This is a genomic window from Pedobacter sp. KLB.chiD (assembly GCF_047040275.1).
Classification (GTDB): domain Bacteria; phylum Bacteroidota; class Bacteroidia; order Sphingobacteriales; family Sphingobacteriaceae; genus Pedobacter.
The window spans coordinates 3,979,000-3,995,042 of record NZ_CP178207.1 but is presented as its reverse complement, the minus strand read 5'-3'; the positions used below and the strand labels follow the sequence as shown (position 1 = coordinate 3,995,042).

General features: G+C 40.3%; 12 protein-coding genes. 4 read left to right on the top strand and 8 right to left on the bottom strand.

Annotated features, from left to right (window positions below; all coding sequences use genetic code 11):
- Positions 1-268: 268 nt before the first annotated feature.
- Positions 269-1,840 carry a DUF6600 domain-containing protein gene (locus ACK1I8_RS16350; RefSeq protein ID WP_412466383.1) on the top strand — a complete coding sequence of 524 codons (1,572 nt, stop codon included), beginning with the start codon at positions 269-271 and terminating at the stop codon, positions 1,838-1,840.
- Positions 1,841-2,012: 172 nt separating this feature from the next.
- On the opposite strand, the gene ACK1I8_RS16345 is transcribed toward ACK1I8_RS16350, so the two are convergent.
- Complete coding sequence (locus tag ACK1I8_RS16345; protein WP_412466382.1) at positions 2,013-2,636, bottom strand: HAD family hydrolase; 624 nt, start codon at positions 2,634-2,636, stop codon at positions 2,013-2,015.
- A gap of 79 nt (positions 2,637-2,715) precedes the next feature.
- Here ACK1I8_RS16345 and ACK1I8_RS16340 point away from each other — a divergent pair, with 79 nt between their 5' ends.
- The 3 genes from ACK1I8_RS16340 to ACK1I8_RS16330 all read left to right on the top strand — a co-directional run bounded on the left by ACK1I8_RS16340 (position 2,716) and on the right by ACK1I8_RS16330 (position 5,297).
- On the top strand, positions 2,716-2,943 hold the full coding sequence (locus tag ACK1I8_RS16340) for a YtxH domain-containing protein (protein WP_412466381.1): 228 nt from the start codon (positions 2,716-2,718) through the stop codon (positions 2,941-2,943).
- A 62-nt stretch (positions 2,944-3,005) separates the two neighbouring features.
- Positions 3,006-4,406 carry an MBL fold metallo-hydrolase RNA specificity domain-containing protein gene (locus ACK1I8_RS16335; protein WP_412466380.1) on the top strand — a complete coding sequence of 467 codons (1,401 nt, stop codon included), beginning with the start codon at positions 3,006-3,008 and terminating at the stop codon, positions 4,404-4,406.
- A 204-nt stretch (positions 4,407-4,610) separates the two neighbouring features.
- The gene (locus ACK1I8_RS16330; RefSeq protein WP_412466379.1) at positions 4,611-5,297 is read left to right on the top strand and encodes a class I SAM-dependent methyltransferase; all 687 of its coding nucleotides are present in this window, start codon (positions 4,611-4,613) and stop codon (positions 5,295-5,297) included.
- Positions 5,298-5,388: 91 nt separating this feature from the next.
- Here ACK1I8_RS16330 and ACK1I8_RS16325 read toward each other — a convergent pair whose 3' ends face one another.
- From ACK1I8_RS16325 to ACK1I8_RS16295, 7 genes are all read right to left on the bottom strand, one after another.
- The gene (locus ACK1I8_RS16325) at positions 5,389-6,465 is read right to left on the bottom strand and encodes a DUF5694 domain-containing protein (RefSeq protein WP_412466378.1); all 1,077 of its coding nucleotides are present in this window, start codon (positions 6,463-6,465) and stop codon (positions 5,389-5,391) included.
- Positions 6,466-6,640: 175 nt separating this feature from the next.
- Positions 6,641-7,780 (bottom strand): M28 family metallopeptidase, encoded by a 1,140-nt coding sequence (locus ACK1I8_RS16320; protein ID WP_412466377.1) that lies wholly within the window; start codon positions 7,778-7,780, stop codon positions 6,641-6,643.
- Positions 7,781-7,885: 105 nt separating this feature from the next.
- Entirely contained in the window at positions 7,886-8,824 is a 939-nt protein-coding gene (locus ACK1I8_RS16315; RefSeq protein WP_412466376.1) for a DUF6607 family protein, read from the bottom strand.
- Positions 8,825-8,847: 23 nt separating this feature from the next.
- Positions 8,848-10,050, bottom strand: a complete 1,203-nt coding sequence (locus ACK1I8_RS16310) for a PepSY-associated TM helix domain-containing protein (protein ID WP_412466375.1) — start codon at positions 10,048-10,050, stop codon at positions 8,848-8,850.
- Between the two features lie 74 nt (positions 10,051-10,124).
- Positions 10,125-10,835, bottom strand: coding sequence for a DUF4198 domain-containing protein (locus ACK1I8_RS16305; RefSeq protein WP_412466374.1), 711 nt, complete (start codon positions 10,833-10,835; stop codon positions 10,125-10,127).
- 59 nt (positions 10,836-10,894) lie between these two features.
- Positions 10,895-13,312 (bottom strand): TonB-dependent siderophore receptor, encoded by a 2,418-nt coding sequence (locus ACK1I8_RS16300; RefSeq protein ID WP_412466373.1) that lies wholly within the window; start codon positions 13,310-13,312, stop codon positions 10,895-10,897.
- Positions 13,313-13,347: 35 nt separating this feature from the next.
- Entirely contained in the window at positions 13,348-15,786 is a 2,439-nt protein-coding gene (locus ACK1I8_RS16295) for a TonB-dependent siderophore receptor (protein ID WP_412466372.1), read from the bottom strand.
- Positions 15,787-16,043: the final 257 nt, after the last annotated feature.

Sequence of the window (16,043 nt, the reverse complement as noted above, 5' to 3'; positions counted from 1 at the left end):
ACGCACAATAAATAGAATTTAAGTTCTAAAGCTTGTACAGCCGGCAATATAATCTCTTTTGTAAGCAAAGGTGTAGCAAATTTTATTTTTAACTGACTTCTTTTCTGCACAATTAAACTTCGTGTAAAACGTTAAATATTAGTTAAATATGCCTTATATGGCAATATTTGAACGAAAATATAAAAACTATGCTAGCATATTAAACCTTCAGCATTTTTGGTTCTCTAATTGATACACACACATTAGGTTATTAAAATAAAACACACAAATGAAAACACTGAAATCTACGGCACTTGTGCTGGGGCTATTTTCGCTCCTTGCCGGAACCACAACCCTTGTCAGGGCACAAGACTACCAAAATGATTACCAGTCTGATGGTTACAGTACCGGCAACATCTCTTTACAGACTTTTTACGATGAGCTTTCGCCATATGGCACCTGGATACAAGATCCGCAATACGGCTACGTTTGGCGCCCGGATGTAGATCAAAGTGAATTCCGTCCGTATTATACCAATGGACGTTGGGCCATGACTGAGTATGGTAATACCTGGGTTTCCAATTACGATTGGGGCTGGGCACCTTTCCACTACGGCCGTTGGGTAATTAACAGTTACCGGCAATGGATCTGGTTACCTGATACCAATTGGGGGCCAGCCTGGGTTGATTGGAGAAGTGGTGATGGCTATTACGGATGGGCTCCTATGGCACCCAGCATCAGTATTCATTTGAGCTTTGGCCGCCGTTATGTGGTGCCAGAATTCTGCTGGAACTTTATCCCGCAGCGAAATATTTATATCAATTCTTTTCCTAGATATGATTATGGCCGCAATAATGTGTATATCCGTAATACCACCATTATCAATAATACTTATGTATATAACAGAAGAACCTATTATGGCGGGCCAAGGGTTGAAGATATCAGGAGGGCAACTAACAGGGATGTAACGGTATATCGTTATGCCGAAAGCTCAAGACCTGGTGCAAGCCGGATTGGTGGTAGAGAGGTTTCGATCTACAGACCAAGACCTGAACGTAATGCAGCTGTAGACAACCGCAATGCTGCGCCAAGGAGATTTGAACAAGGTAATGCTGGGATCAGCAGAGGCGGGAGAAACGAAGGATATACTAACCGCGAGCAAAGAGGCGGTAACCCAGGCAATAACGACAACCGTTTTGGATCAAGAGATAACCGTAATGTAGGCCGGGATAATAACAATCAGCCAGATAACAGGGGCGGGGCTTACAATAGAGATGTGAACGGACGTATTAGCCGTGGTGGTGCCAATGGAATTGATAATGCGAACAGACCAGATAATGCAGTTCGTGGTCAGGATCAGCAGCGTTGGGATCAGGCAAGACAGCAACGTAATCAAGACCGCATGGGTGTAGATCAACAACGTAACCAACGTGATATGCAACCACAGCGTGGACAGGATGATCGACGTATGCAAATGGAACAACAAAGAGCGCAACGTAACGAGCAGATGCAACAGCAGCGGGTACAACAAGCCCAGCAGCAACAACAGGAAAGAATACAGCGTAATGAGCAAATGCAACAGCAACGTGCGCAGCAAGCTCTGCAGCAACAACAAGAAAGAGCGCAGCGGGATGCACAAGTTCAGCAACAACGTAATGAGCAGATGCAACAGCAACGTGCGCAACAAGCTCAGCAACAACAGCAGGAAAGAGCTCAGCGAGATGCACAAATGCAGCAGCAGCGTAACCAGCAAATGCAACAGCGACAAGAACAGAGAAGGATGGAGGCTCCGCAGCAACGAGGTGGTGGCGGTGAAAGAGGTGGTGAAGGTGGAAGACCATCAAGAGGTGGTAGAGGATAAAATGGAAAGTCCCGATTTTCATCGGGACTTTTTTATGCGGTAATTTTAATAAAGTTAACGTCATTTCGAGCGAAGTGCAACGAAGTCGAGAAATCTATTAAGATAGATCTCTCCCCGCCTGTACGGGCAGGCATTCCACTGCGTTCCAGTCGAGATGACGATCTTCGTTTTATTACTGCCCCGCTACTGCGTGAAGACTACTTAAATCACTTCCTTTAAAAGTACTTTCAGCATTAGGGTGCAGGTTTTCGGGATCCAGCAAAAAAGTGGTTATCCCCAGTTCCAGGCCAAATTTGATTTCCGATTCGGCATCATCGCCGATAATTAAAATATCATCTTTGTTAAGTTGATGTTGATCGATCAGCATTTCAAAAGTTTCTTTTTTATTGGTGGTCGAAACATCTACCACATGTACTTCTTCAAAATCATCGGCTATGCCCAACATTTTTACCTTCGATTGCTGTTGTTTTGGGAAACCTGCTGTTACAATAAATTTTCTGCCGGTTAAGCTTTTAATATAGTGGTAATCATCACTCGGTTTTAGCGCTTGGGTTACAGATCTGTTTTGGAGGTAGGAAATCACATCCGGCATCACTTTTTCATTAAAACGATATTTTTGAGCTACTTTTAGAAAAGGCGTCCTCAACATGTCCTTTTTCGCTAATTGAAAATCTTCCCGGCTAATTCCTAAATCCAACTTTTCTAGGAAGCGGTATAATTCGCCCATCAACTGTTCTTCGTTCTGCCTGGTAAAATAAATGGTATTGTCTAAGTCTATAAAAAATATTCGCTTCATTATGGATTGGTTTTTGTAAGATAAAAAAAATAAAAACACCTGTGGGTTAATTATGTTTAATAAGTAAATCACTAAGACCATGAAAAAAGAAACAAAAATCATAGTAGGCGTATTAGCCGGAGCAGCATTAGGTGCAACCATCGCATTAGCATTATCATCAGATTCAACCAGCGATCTGAAAAATAAAGTATCAGATTTTTTTGCTGATCTTTTAGATGCTTCAAAAGATAAATTAGCAGGTTTGGCAGATAAAGCCACAAGTGTTGCCGATAAGGTTAAAGATAAAGTAGCAGAAATAAATGTATAAAGAATTTAAAGTGCCGGAAATATCCGGCATTTTTAGCTATAAGTCCTCTAACCAATATTTTGATGAACATTGCTTTTCATGGTGCTGCCCGTACGGTTACGGGAAGTAAGCACCTTATTACCTTAAAAAACGGCACCCAGATTTTATTAGATTGTGGTTTGTTCCAGGGGATGGGCCATGTTACCGATAAATTAAACGATTATTTTGGTTTTGATCCCAAAAAAATTACCTACCTCATTTTATCACACGCTCATATAGATCATTGCGGCTTATTGCCAAAACTGGTTGCTGAAGGATTTGAAGGAAAGATTTTTTGTACCGCAGCCACAATGGACCTCGCCCGCATTTTGATGATGGATTCTGCTAAAATCCAGATGCAGGATGCTGAATATGCTAACCGTAATCTTCACGAAGGCGAAGAAATGGAGGAAGCGCTTTACACGGAGGAAGACGTTACCAAAACGGTTGGCCAGATGAAAATTGTGGAATATGAGGAGGATTTTGAGATTGAAGAAGGGATTCGCCTGAAATTTACCGATGCAGGCCATATTTTAGGGAGTGCTGCAGTACATCTTACCATTACTGAAGAGCGAAAAGCTACCCGTATTACCTTTTCTGGCGATGTAGGCCGTTATAGCGACTTGCTTTTGAAGAGTCCACAGCAATTTGATCAGGCTGACTATATCTTAATGGAATCAACCTATGGCGATTCGCTACATAAAGATCTTGATCCGATCGAAAACACGCTTTTAGAGATTATCAACAATACCTGTAACATCAAAAAAGGAAAAGTAATTATTCCGGCTTTTGCCGTTGGCCGTACGCAGGAACTCCTTTATGCTTTAAATGGCTTAGAGCTGAAAGGTAAATTGCCTGATGTTCCCTATTATGTAGATAGTCCTTTATCATCCAAAGCAACCGAAATTCTCAGGAACCACCCTGAAGTATACAATAATGGGGTTAAAGAAATGCTAAAGGTAGATCATGATATCTTTGGTTTTAAAGGTTTGCGTTTTATCGAAAGTGTAGAAGAGTCTAAAGGCTTAAATGCTGATCCAAGGCCTTGTGTAATTATTTCTGCATCAGGTATGGCAGAGGCAGGCCGGGTAAGGCATCACATCAGAAACAATATCAGTAACCAGAAAAACACCATTTTAATGGTAGGGTATTGTGAACCGAACTCGCTCGGCGGAAAATTGATTGCCGGACAGAAAGTAGTTGAAATTTTCCGCGGGGAATACGAAGTTAAAGCCGAAGTACAATCCATAAAATCGATGAGTGCACACGGTGATTATGAAGATTTATTACACTTTTTATCAGGCCAGGATCCAGCTAAGGTAAAACAGTTGTTTCTGGTTCATGGCGAGTACGAAGTACAGCAAAATTTCGCTACGAAATTGAAAGACCGGGGTTTCAAACATGTAGCCATACCAGAATACCATCAGGTGTATGAGTTAGCATAAAATTGTTATGAAAGTTATTGGTCTGGATTTATCATCCGGACCTTTTATATGTTTCTGGATTGCGAATCCCCCGGCGCTTAAACGGGATTACAAATCCCGACGAACTTTTACTTCAACATAAAATTCACCCTTGCCCTTTTTCATCTCCCGTATTCCCTTTTCCATCATTGATTATACATCTCCCATTTTCTCTATCTTTGCGCTATGGATGTTTTTGGTAAAGCGCTAACAGATATTTACAGAACGGGCGAGGCAGATATCCTCTGGTTACACAATTCTTACGGAGAACCAGAAGAAATGCCGCTTGAATTTTTCTTTCGTGATGATGAAGATATGCCGGTTTTAGAGCTTCAGGCTTTGCATATGTGTACTGGCAAGGTATTGGATATCGGTGCAGGTGTGGGCAGTCATGCATTGCTGCTACAAGCCTTCAATATCGATGTTACAGCTATTGATATTTCGGAGGCCGCGGTGAATATTATGAAAGATCGTGGAGTAAAAAAAGCATTCGTACAGGATATTTTTAATTATCAGGAGAAATTTGATACCATCATCATGCTTATGAACGGTATCGGTTTGACAGGAACTTTGCCCGGTTTTAGGAACTTTCTGATTAAATTAAAAGACCTGATCAACCCCGACGGGCAGGTTATTTTCGATTCATCTGATATTGCTTATCTATATGAAGATCTGCCTAAACCACAAAATCAATATTATGGTGAGGTATCTTACCAATATGAATATAAAGGAGAAAAAGGCAATTGGTTCAACTGGATTTATATAGATGAAGAAACCATTAAACAGATTTCGAAAGAAACAGGATGGGATACTGAATTGATTTTTGATGATGGTGAAGATCAGTATCTGGTGAAACTTACATTAAAGGCCTAACTTTTTTGTATTTCCATGGTCTTTGCTGTACTCATATGAATTTATGCCTATCGCAGTCTGTGGGGGACACAGACCGCGGGGGGCATAAAATTTAGTGGAGGTCGTTATAATTAATAATTTTTACAGCCGGGTTTTTAGCCAAAATTTCTTCCATCCATTTCCGGTGCGATGCACCAACACCTACCACTACCCTTTTTGCTTTTTTTGCTTTTGCCTGATCGATGATGTTTTTACACATCCCTTCGTTTCTCAGGTTCCATTGTGCAATCATTGCTTTTACCGTTTCAGTTGGGAAACCCGCATAGCCATAAAAGTGAGGCCCGCCATAAAAGTTCCAGGCTTCATCCAAAATGCCATATTTTACCGTATTCATACCTGCGTAAGGGTCCGTATTGAATACTTTTGCTTCATCTTTACTGTAAGACCAGTATTTTTCTATGGCTTTAACGGTAGCGGCCTCCTGCGAGCTACTATCTGATTTCGCTTTGTCCATTAAAATTTTATACAAAGAATCTGTTTTAGCCCAGGCCTCACCCCAGGGTTTATCGTAAGTTTGGCAATCCATACTGTAGATCTGATCTTGTTTTAGCTGGTAAACAAGAGGAAAATAAATTTTGCTGTATTCGCTTCCCGGTCTGTAAAAACCTATCTTTTTCAATGAATCTGTACCGCCAAACATCTTATTATAGGTGGCTAATTCTTCTTTGCCAAAATTCTGTTTCATATAATTCTCCAGCACAAAGATTTGATAATCAGTATTGCCTCTATCCCAATTTTTAGCATAGTTGACTGCTAAATTCATACGCGTTTTATGATAGTATGCGAAAGAAGAGAGTGCTTTTTGCTGTTTTTTAATCAGCGCTGGAATATTTTTAGGCGTTTCCGGATTTAGTTTTTCGATGTAATCGTGTCCTTTTTTAAAAGCTTCTACTGCCCAGTTATTTTTTTCCAGTTTAGCATAATCTTCTTTTGGCAGGTATTCGCCAAAAACCATATCGGGCTTAAAGTTTTTAAGCTTATCAATGATAGACTGAAAATTTATGGTCGATTTAGAATTGTCGTGGGCGGAGCCTACTATAACAATTTCGATTTGATTCTGGGCATTCAGTTTAACTGTAAATGCCACAAGCAGTAGTAATGCAAGGATAAATTTTTGCAAGGTTCTCATAACTTTGTTTCGTTTTTGTTTGATTCAAAGATGAGTTTGCAGGTCCTAATGCTAAATTTAGTTATCCCAAACGTTTGTAATATTATCCCAATCGGCAAAAAGGAGATGAGTAAACTGAGGATACAGAATAAAGTGTTTGCATAGCGGTTTATGGTTTTCGTCCTAAAAAACGTAGTTATTCCATCAATTTTTGATTAAAACCAACAATTAGTTTAAACAGATCTTGGTATTTGGTAAGCGGTAAGTTTTCCGGTCTGTCATATATATCATGATAGGCAGAGGGACCGCCTTGAGTGTAAATGAAGAATGTAGGAACACCTTTTTCCGTAAAAAAATAATGATCGCTATTGGCTGCTTTGCCTCTCGAATTAATTTTGGAAATGTAATGATGTTCATTGTTAATTTCATTAAGCTGCGCGAAAGCTTTGGGGTAAACAGATGCATTCACGACGGTGATTCCGGCTTCGCCTGTTCCAACAAGGTCGAGGTTGAGGAGGAATTTGATTTTATTTAGGGGAACCAATGGATTTTCTACAAAATATGCTGATCCTAATAACCCTGCTTCTTCAGCTGCAAAACAGATAAAACCAATAGAATAGGGTTGGGGATTGGCGGCGTAATATTTGGCTAAACTTAACAGGGTAGCCACCCCGGCTGCATTATCATTTGCACCTGGGAAATAGGTATCAGCACCCATACCACCTAAGTGATCGTAATGTGCGGTAATCATTAACAATGAATCAGGATATTTAGTTCCTTTAACCCAACCACAAATATTGGCTGCCTGAAAATTGGGAATAAACTTGTTTTCAATATCAGCGCTGATTTCTTTTGGAATGGCAGTAAAGTTTTTTTTATTGAGTTGTATGGTGGTTAACTCTCCAACTTCGGTTGCTACAGACCAGGTAAGTTTATCTTTTAGTGAAATAATGAATGAAGGCGTAGCCTGATAATTAAGGCTATCGATTTGTTTTAACCTGGCTTTTTGTTTAATGCCCGGACTTTCATTATTTATAATAAAATCTTTACCTGGAATGAGTTTTTTGCCGTTAATGGCTACCATCATTTTGCCGGGAAAGGTGTTCACGGGAAAATTAAAGGTCTGTTTATATGCTGTACCCATTGGCAATAAGCCAATTTTTTGATAGGCATCTTCAATATAGTCGGCCGCTTTTTTCATCCCATCTTTGGTATAGCCCCTGCCCCAGAAAGTTTTTGAGGTAAGCGTATTGATGATCCCTCTGGTATAAGTAGAATCTTGTGCAAAGCTGTTAAAGGCGCAAAACAGGAAGATGAAGAAACCAAATTTTTTCATGACGGAATTTACTAAAATAAAGTAATTGTTGATCCGGATTTATCATCCAGGCAGGCAAAAATTCTTTAGGGGGATTAAAAACTGCTGGGCATGAATGAATCTTTTTTACTTCACCAGATAAGGCTGTAAAGCAGTTTTAATTTTTTCTTTGTTCTGCTCTGCCGTCCATTTTTCTTTGATAGACTGGTCGCCTAAGCTAAAAAGTGTTTCGTAAAGCAATTTGCCATTGGCCATGGTCTGTAATTTAAAGGTGTTTTGAGATCCGGTGATATCGCCCCAAACGCTACGAACATCTGCCCAGTAAGATTTTTGGCTGGCCCACCATTTTTGTGCAAAGGCGAAAATTTCAGGTTCTATTCTGGAAAATTCCTCGTAACCTTTTTCAATAGCTAACAGCTTATCGCCACTGGCCGTGCGTATAATCTTTTTATTGTCCTGCTCAAACATCCAGCCGTTTTTGGTAAGGGTAATTCTGCTGCCACGGTTTAATACATTATAATCTTTACGTACGGTCGATTCTCTTCTGGGTAACGGAGAATCGGTTTCACTTTGCCAGGCGTCATGCCCGCCCACATGGCTCCAGGTTCCATAACCCTGGTACCGCGGACTGTCATCAACCTGATACACTTTTTGTGTCCATCTGCCTTTCACATCGGCTGGCGTCAAACTGCCTTTTTTCCACGTATTACCTTCTTTATAAAGTATGATATCGGTATCTTCATATGTCCAGTCCTGGCGCCAATGTTTAATTATTGTGGTATCATTGATAGCCAACATGTGCTGTATTACAATTCTCTTAGGTTCGTCAACAATAATTTCGGCCCATTCATTACCATGGTTTTCGTAAGGTTTGCTGAATTGGTAATTGGGATCTGGCGAGCTAACTTCAGCATAGTTAAAACTCACTTGATAAAAACCTGCTAATGATTTTATTGCTTTTCTGTCCTTTTCCAGTTTTTCTTCCGGAGAATCTGTTTCAGTCTGTGCATGAGTATTAGCTGGCATTAAACCGATTAATACTAAGATTAGGTTTAATAGTTTCATTTTTATAGTGAGTTAGATTAGGGTTAATTTTCCGGAGCTGCGTTATTTTTCTTCTTTTTCTTTTTGCCCCACCAAATGATAAATCCGGTTATAGGTAAACTTGCAGCTATCAAACTCGCAAAAAATGCCATTATTTTCCCGGGAAGCCCTAAAATAGCACCAACATGGATATCATAATTCATCCCGATAACTGCCTCACCCGCATTTTTATCACTTTGATTTTTACGGGCGAGCAATTTTCCGGTATACTGATCAAACACCAGAACATCGAAATTCCAATAAGTTTCTTCGCCTTTATAACCCGTTGCATAAATGCTTGCTGAACCTCCCTCGGCTGGCGACATCCCAATGCGTTCTGCATTTTTGAACACCTTTTGCGCGGTTTCGAAAGCCACATCAAAAGGAATGGCTTTAATGGTTTGGGTCGAATCTGATTTGGCTATTATTGCTTTTGGTGGGCTGGTACTTCCTGATGCCACCACATATACGGTGGCCTGAAACCATTTGAAAGCCCACACCAGACCGGTTAGGGCCAGCATCAGGCAAATAATCATTACATAAAAACCAAGTACATTGTGCATATCATAGTTGATGCGTTTAAATTTGGCTTTCCATTTAATTTTGAAACTTTTATCGAAGTTTGATTTTTTAAGGTTTTTAGGCCACCACATCACGATACCCGAGATCAAAAGAAAAACAAAAATAAGGGTACTCCAACCGATAATCTGTTGTCCGATGGGATGGTTGATCAGAAAACTCCAGTGCAACATTTTAATGATGCTGAAGAATTCGTATTTATAATCGGAAACCCACGTAACCTTGCCCGTGTAGGGGTTGATCCATACGATATCGTAATAATCTATCGCGTCGAAATACCAGAATGCTTTAGGATTACCAGGCTTATAAGTGCCAAACTCCCAGGCGCGGTCGGGCTGGGTATAGCTCGACATGAAAGTTATCTTCTTTTTTTCGCCCAAGGCTTTTTCGGCTATAACCTTTAACGTACTTAAAGGAATTGTTTTTTTATTGGCCGGTACCTCAACAAAAAGCTCTTTTCTATGGATCAACTCGGTAATCTCTTTCTGAAAGGCAAAAATACAGCCGGTAATGCCCAAATGAAAAACCACGAGGCCTGATATGATGCCCAACCACAAGTGCAGCCAATCACTGATTCTTCTGATCCGCGATTTCTTAGTTTTTTTCTGTAAAGGTTTTGCTGGCGACATTAAGCTTGATTTAATATAAGAACAATTGACGTTTTTGCCGCCAATTGTTCGAGAAATTTGAGTTGATCTGGTAGTTACTTCACTTCGGTAGTGTAGGTTACCAAATGCCAGGTTTTTTCGTAATCCTGTCCGTTGAGTTTGCCGGGTATTTTATCTTCAGTAAAGGCTTCAAGAAAGTAATTCCCTCTCGCAGCAGGTTTAAAGATAAATTTACCCTGCACATCGGTTTTGGTGGGTTGGCCTTTTTTATCTGGACCAACAACGGTTAATTTTTGGTTCGCAAAAGGTTTGTTATGATAAATCACCTCATGAATGGCCGTTTCTCCGGCTTTTAAACCGTGTTTAACTGGCCTGATGGTTAAAACAGCCCCAGCCGGAAAAGTGGTGTTAACTTTTGAGGTACCAACAGCAACATCGGCAAAAGCGTAGTATTCTATTTTTGCCTTTTCATAAACGGAAGCGACTTCATGTACAATAGAAATCTTATAAGTACCATCCTGGTCTGGTGTAAAACTGGCTTTGTAAAAAAGTACATCCGGCGAAGCCGTTAAAACTTTAGTAGTGCCATTAGGCGCCGTTAGAACCAATTTAAAGTCTTTCAAATTGCTGAACCATTTTGCTGCGGTATCCGGCTCGTTGCTTTCGTATTCTCCAAAAAATACTTTTACATCCTGTGGCTGTCCTTTTTTGCCCATCGAAGCAGTTTCTATCCATAAGGCGTGTGCCAATACATTCGAGATGCTAAAGGCAAGGAACAAGGCCAATAATGAGATTTTAGTTTTCATGTTTTCGGTTTTTAATCAGCAGCAACTGATCTGATCCAGTTGCTGCTGACGGGGTTTAATTAAAATTTGTAAGCTACACTTACTCGGTAGTTTCTCGGCGCTTCCGCTTGCCATGAATAAACAGGCTGATTATAGTCAGGCGCATTCCAGTAATTGGTATAGTAAGCGCCGCTATATAAATACTTGTCTAAAATGTTAAATGCATTGGCTGTTATTTTTAGCTTTTTGTTTCCCCAAAATAGGCCACCATCAAGTTTGAAATAATCGGGGAGGTTTTCGTTTGAATTTTCTCCGCTATAAGTGCCTATCGCTCTTCCGGCTAAATAAGTAAAGCCGCCAGAAATGCCTGCGCCTTTAAGTGCGCCATTTTGTAAGGTATAGGTTAACCAGGCATTGCTGGTGTGTTTAGAAAAACCTGGTACCACCTGGCCGACAAAAACGCCTGTGACGCCATCGGCCACTTTGGTAACTTTACCGTCGGTGTATGCATAGTTTGCAATTAGATTTAAACCTTTTGCCAATTCGCCACGGATATCAAACTCTATACCTTGTGCCCTTTTTTCGCCGATTACAATGCTGTAAGTTTCTCCGGCTTTGTTATAAGGATCGGAAGTGATTTCATTTTTTTTGGTGATTCTGTATACCGATAAGGTGGTATTCCAGCTGCCATTAAACCAGTCTTTTTTGATGCCGAATTCCTTATTATCACCAGTTATCGGTTTTGCGGTAGAACCATCACGGAAAAAACCTGTTTGAGGCGTAAAAGCTTCGTCGTAAACTGCGTAAACAGAGGTGTTTTTATCAACGGAAACGCTTAAACCAACCCGTGGGGTGACTTGTTTGGCCTTATCGGGAGCACCACCCCATGCCGATTGACTCACATAGGTGTAACGGCCGGCAAGGGTTAATCGAACGATGTTATTAAAGAAACCCAGTTCATCCTGAACATATCCACTCAGGTATTTCTGATCCATTAAACCACCCGCGGCAAGTGCCCTTTCCGATAAAGGCGTAATGCGATCAAATTGAGGATAGCCGTTCGATGGGAAACCATAGTCGGGATGGTATAAATTAAAAGGGGAACTGGCCAGATCCAAATTATGCGACTGGCCCCAATCGGCTATATAATTTTTCTTGCCGCCATCAAAACCTGCTAAAATACGGTGTACAATACCTCCGGTTTTAACCGTTCCGTTTACAAATAACTGTCCTAATTTCATCGAACTTTCAGCGTCCCAAATGCCCACATTCCGGATCACGGTACCATTGGTATTTACAGCCGATGGCCATGAGCTGGTGCCGGTTTGCAGGTATTTGTAATATGCGGACTGTGCAGTCAATCGCCAGTTCTGTCCCAATTGCTGAGTGAGGTTTAACGTGATGCTATGGTCATTAATTCTGGTTGGTGGCACACCTGGTTGAGTTAAGGTAAACGAACGCGGTAAAGTAGCATATCCGGCAGTGTTAAAAATGTAATACGAGCCTACTTCGGTCATTTTAGCATTTTGTAAAGTGTATTCTGCTGTTAGTTTAGTGCTAGGTGTAATCTGATAGCTTAAAACAGGCGCAAAACTATAACGGTCGTTTTTTTCGTAAGGTCTGAATGAACCTTTGTTCTGGGCAGCAGCATTCAATCTAAATAAAAATTTACCGTCGGCAGTTAACTTGCGATCGAAATCTATAGCCGTACGATACATATCGAAACTGCCGGCAGTAAAGGAAACTTCACCCTGATTTAAGCCAGTGGGTTTTTTGGTTACTACATTGTACATTCCGCTCGGATCGCCGTTGCCCAGCATAAAGCCGGCCGGACCTTTCACAAATTCGATATGATCAACAAAGCTCATATCTTCGGTAAGCGGACCCCAATAGGAAGAAACTACATTAAAGCCATTACGCATGGCCTGAATCTGCGAGCCACGCATCAAAATATTGGTATACAGATCGCCCCAGTGCTCTAAACGAACCGCGCCACTCACATTTCTGATCAGACCATCACTCATGCTGATAATCTGTTGGTCTTTAATGATTTGATTGCTTACAATTTGAATGTTTTGAGGTGCTTCCAACAATGGCTCGTTCAACCGAAGTGTTGCAGATGGTAAACTTACTTTATATTTTTTATTGATGCCGGCAACGATTACTTCTTCCAGTACCTGGTCGTTCTCTTTCAATGTGAAATCGACCTGGAGGGTTTGACCGGCGGTAATGGTGACGTTTTTTTCTGATGGATCGATACCCACAGCCGATGCTTTGATGGTATAGGTGCCGGCCTTAACCCTATTGATTGTATATGAACCATCTTCATCAGATGTAGCACCTAACCCTTTCCCTTTTAGTCCGATGGAGATAAAAGCTGCAGGTTTTCCGTTAGAAGTAGATACCTTACCTTTTATGGTTCCAAATTGTTGTGCAAAAGAAAAAATACTTAAAATAGAGAGAAGGAACGTTAAGCCAATGGTTTTGATTTTATTCATCTTAAACAGTTATCTTAAATAATTATCGGATTTTATTAGAATTTGTAGGTAACACTTCCGGTAAAGGTTCTTAAATCCTGTGGATTCATGGTACTATAACCTGTCCAATATTTCTGATCGGTCAAGTTGTCAACTTTTGCTCCGATCCTGAACCTTGGATGATCATAAAATACGGAAGCATTAAAAACTTCGTAGGCAGGTAAGATAAATACGCCCTGGCTTACGCTGTTTACAATTTTGTTATCGCTGGCATAATTACCACCCGCACCTAAACCAAAGCCCCTAAACGGACCTGCAGCAAACTTGTAACTGATCCATAAGTTTGCAGAATAAGGCGCAGCTGAATAGGCATCACGTCTTCCTTCAACATCCGGAGATGCATTTTCCAAGCGGTTATCGTTATAAGCAAAACCCGCAATAATGTTTAAACCATTTAAAGGATTGGCTACAATTTCAGCTTCAATACCCTTGCTGATTTTGTTTCCATCCTGAATCTGTGCATTTGGATTAGCGGGATCGCCATTGTAGCCCCTTACAATATCTTTCACTTTGATATAATAATAAGATACCGATCCGGTTAACTTACCATTAAACAGATTACTTTTAACACCGCCTTCTATCTGATTGGCTTGCTCGGGCTTAAATGCGTCGCCTTTATAATCTATACCGTTAAGATTGTTAAATCCATTTTGATAATTGGCAAACAATGATAACTGATCTTTAACAGGTTGAAATACCAAACCAAATTTTGGTGAGAAAACGGTTTGTTTATAAGCTCCTTTTGGGGCCGAACCTGAGCGGTCAGAATTACCTTTATTATCAAAACGGTCTACCCGAATGGCAGCTGAAGCAATTAACCTGTCGGTTAGGTTAATTACATCAGAGGCATAGGCACTATAAGTATTCGATTTAAAATTAATGGGATATTTGGAATAGGTATTTGCTGCATAAACGGCTGCCAAATTGAACTCTGTGAAATTATTATAATTGCTGCCCGTGCCGTTTTTATTGGTTAAATCGAAACTATCGATTCCATAAAACAATTGATCGGAATTTTGACGTAAATAATCCAAACCTAAAACCAGCCTGTTCTTCATTGATCCCAGGTTGAAAGTGCCGTTAAAATTTTGTTGAATTTCGTAGTTGTAAAGTTTACTGTTATCAGTTGATTGATCTGCCCTTGAAATGAAGTCGGCACCTGGTGTAGCAGCTGGGTTGCCTAATGGCGGATAGTTGTTTGGAACTAAGAACAGGTAAGTGCCGCGGCCATTAGAAAAACTATAGCTGGATGAAAAACTGGTGTGTGATGACCAGTTTTCGTTAAATTTATAATTGGCCAGGCCGAAGAAAGTTGTACTGTTGTATTTTTGCTTCATCACATCACCTGTAAACGATTTATCGTAAGGTATACCAGCCTGATCAGCCCGATCAAAACCGAGGTCTTTTACCGGAAAATAGAAGAAAACAAATGGTTTTAAGGTGTTACTACCATTTGCGATTTCAGCATCGAATGTAAAATCCAACTTATCGTTTACCCTGTAGGCCAAGCTTGGTGCCACAAAGAAACCCCTGTCAAATACGTTTTGCTGAAAAGAGCCTTTATAGTTATAAGATGCGTTGATACGGGCATAAATATGGTTGGTTTTATCAACAGGAAAATTAAAATCGGTACTTAACCTGTTTAAATCGTAGCTACCTGTCGAATAGGTAACCTCTCCGCCCAAACCTTCGAAAGGCTTTTTAGTGATGCGGTTAATTAAACCTCCATAAGAGGTTAAGGTGCTGCCAAATAAAGTGGCTGATGGACCTTTAATAACTTCAACACTTTCTATGTTGGCTGCATCGTTACGGCTGGTTACATTACCAGCAATTCCATTTCTCAGTTTCGATTGTACGATAAAGCCCCTTGATGCGTAATATGCGCCACCATCACCGCCACGTCCGGTTGATTCCCACATTTTTTGAATACCAACTGCGTTACGGGTAGCATCATCAACAGAAAAGATCAATTGATCATTAAATGTTTCTTTGGTAATGGTGGTATAAACCTGAGGGTTTTCCAGATTGCTGATCGGCATTTTAGCTACGTAATCGCTTTTTTGGACGTTATATTTATTGGCTTTGCCTTTATTGATATTCACCTCATGGAGTTGGTTCGAATTCTGGCTGATCACAAAATCAACTGTTTTGTTTTCTCCCGCAGTGATGGTAACCGATTTTTCGATGCTCTGGATGCCAACGCCTGATACGCGTAAAATATACGAACCCGGTTTAACTCTTGGTATTTCGAAGATACCTTGATCATTGGTCATGTTTCCAAGGCCTTTCCCTTTCAAGCCTACCGAAATATATGCGGCTGTTTTTCCATCAGATGTAGTAACCGTACCCCTAATTGTTGCAGATTGTTGAGCAAAGCAAAGTATATTGATAAAAGTAAATAGTAAAGTAAAACTGTATAATTTGATCTTGAACATTTTGATGTTTATTTGGATTAAATCTAAACAGTCGCAAAATAACATCACAAAATCATATAATCCAAATTATTTTGAATTATTCTAAATTGGGCAAATCTGCAGGTATTTAGGCAGCTTTCCCATCCTGGAAAATACTGATTTACTAAAACATTAGTTTATCGTTTTAGCGTGTACGATTGAGACATTTTTTCTATATCGCCTATCAAAATTTGATTGCTAATTAATTAGCCAGAGGTATTCCGAAAAAGGATTAAAAT

Bases quoted from the DNA above. Each gene is read 5' to 3' on its own strand.
- ACK1I8_RS16335 (WP_412466380.1), top strand. From the start codon at position 3,006: ATGAACATTGCTTTTCATGGTGCTGCCCGTACGGTTACGGGAAGTAAG.
- ACK1I8_RS16340 (WP_412466381.1), top strand. From the start codon at position 2,716: ATGAAAAAAGAAACAAAAATCATAGTAGGCGTATTAGCCGGAGCAGCA.
- ACK1I8_RS16295 (WP_412466372.1), bottom strand. From the start codon at position 15,786: ATGTTCAAGATCAAATTATACAGTTTTACTTTACTATTTACTTTTATC.
- ACK1I8_RS16350 (WP_412466383.1), top strand. From the start codon at position 269: ATGAAAACACTGAAATCTACGGCACTTGTGCTGGGGCTATTTTCGCTC.
- ACK1I8_RS16305 (WP_412466374.1), bottom strand. From the start codon at position 10,835: ATGAAAACTAAAATCTCATTATTGGCCTTGTTCCTTGCCTTTAGCATC.
- ACK1I8_RS16310 (WP_412466375.1), bottom strand. From the start codon at position 10,050: ATGTCGCCAGCAAAACCTTTACAGAAAAAAACTAAGAAATCGCGGATC.
- ACK1I8_RS16330 (WP_412466379.1), top strand. From the start codon at position 4,611: ATGGATGTTTTTGGTAAAGCGCTAACAGATATTTACAGAACGGGCGAG.
- ACK1I8_RS16325 (WP_412466378.1), bottom strand. From the start codon at position 6,465: ATGAGAACCTTGCAAAAATTTATCCTTGCATTACTACTGCTTGTGGCA.
- ACK1I8_RS16300 (WP_412466373.1), bottom strand. From the start codon at position 13,312: ATGAATAAAATCAAAACCATTGGCTTAACGTTCCTTCTCTCTATTTTA.
- ACK1I8_RS16320 (WP_412466377.1), bottom strand. From the start codon at position 7,780: ATGAAAAAATTTGGTTTCTTCATCTTCCTGTTTTGCGCCTTTAACAGC.
- ACK1I8_RS16345 (WP_412466382.1), bottom strand. From the start codon at position 2,636: ATGAAGCGAATATTTTTTATAGACTTAGACAATACCATTTATTTTACC.
- ACK1I8_RS16315 (WP_412466376.1), bottom strand. From the start codon at position 8,824: ATGAAACTATTAAACCTAATCTTAGTATTAATCGGTTTAATGCCAGCT.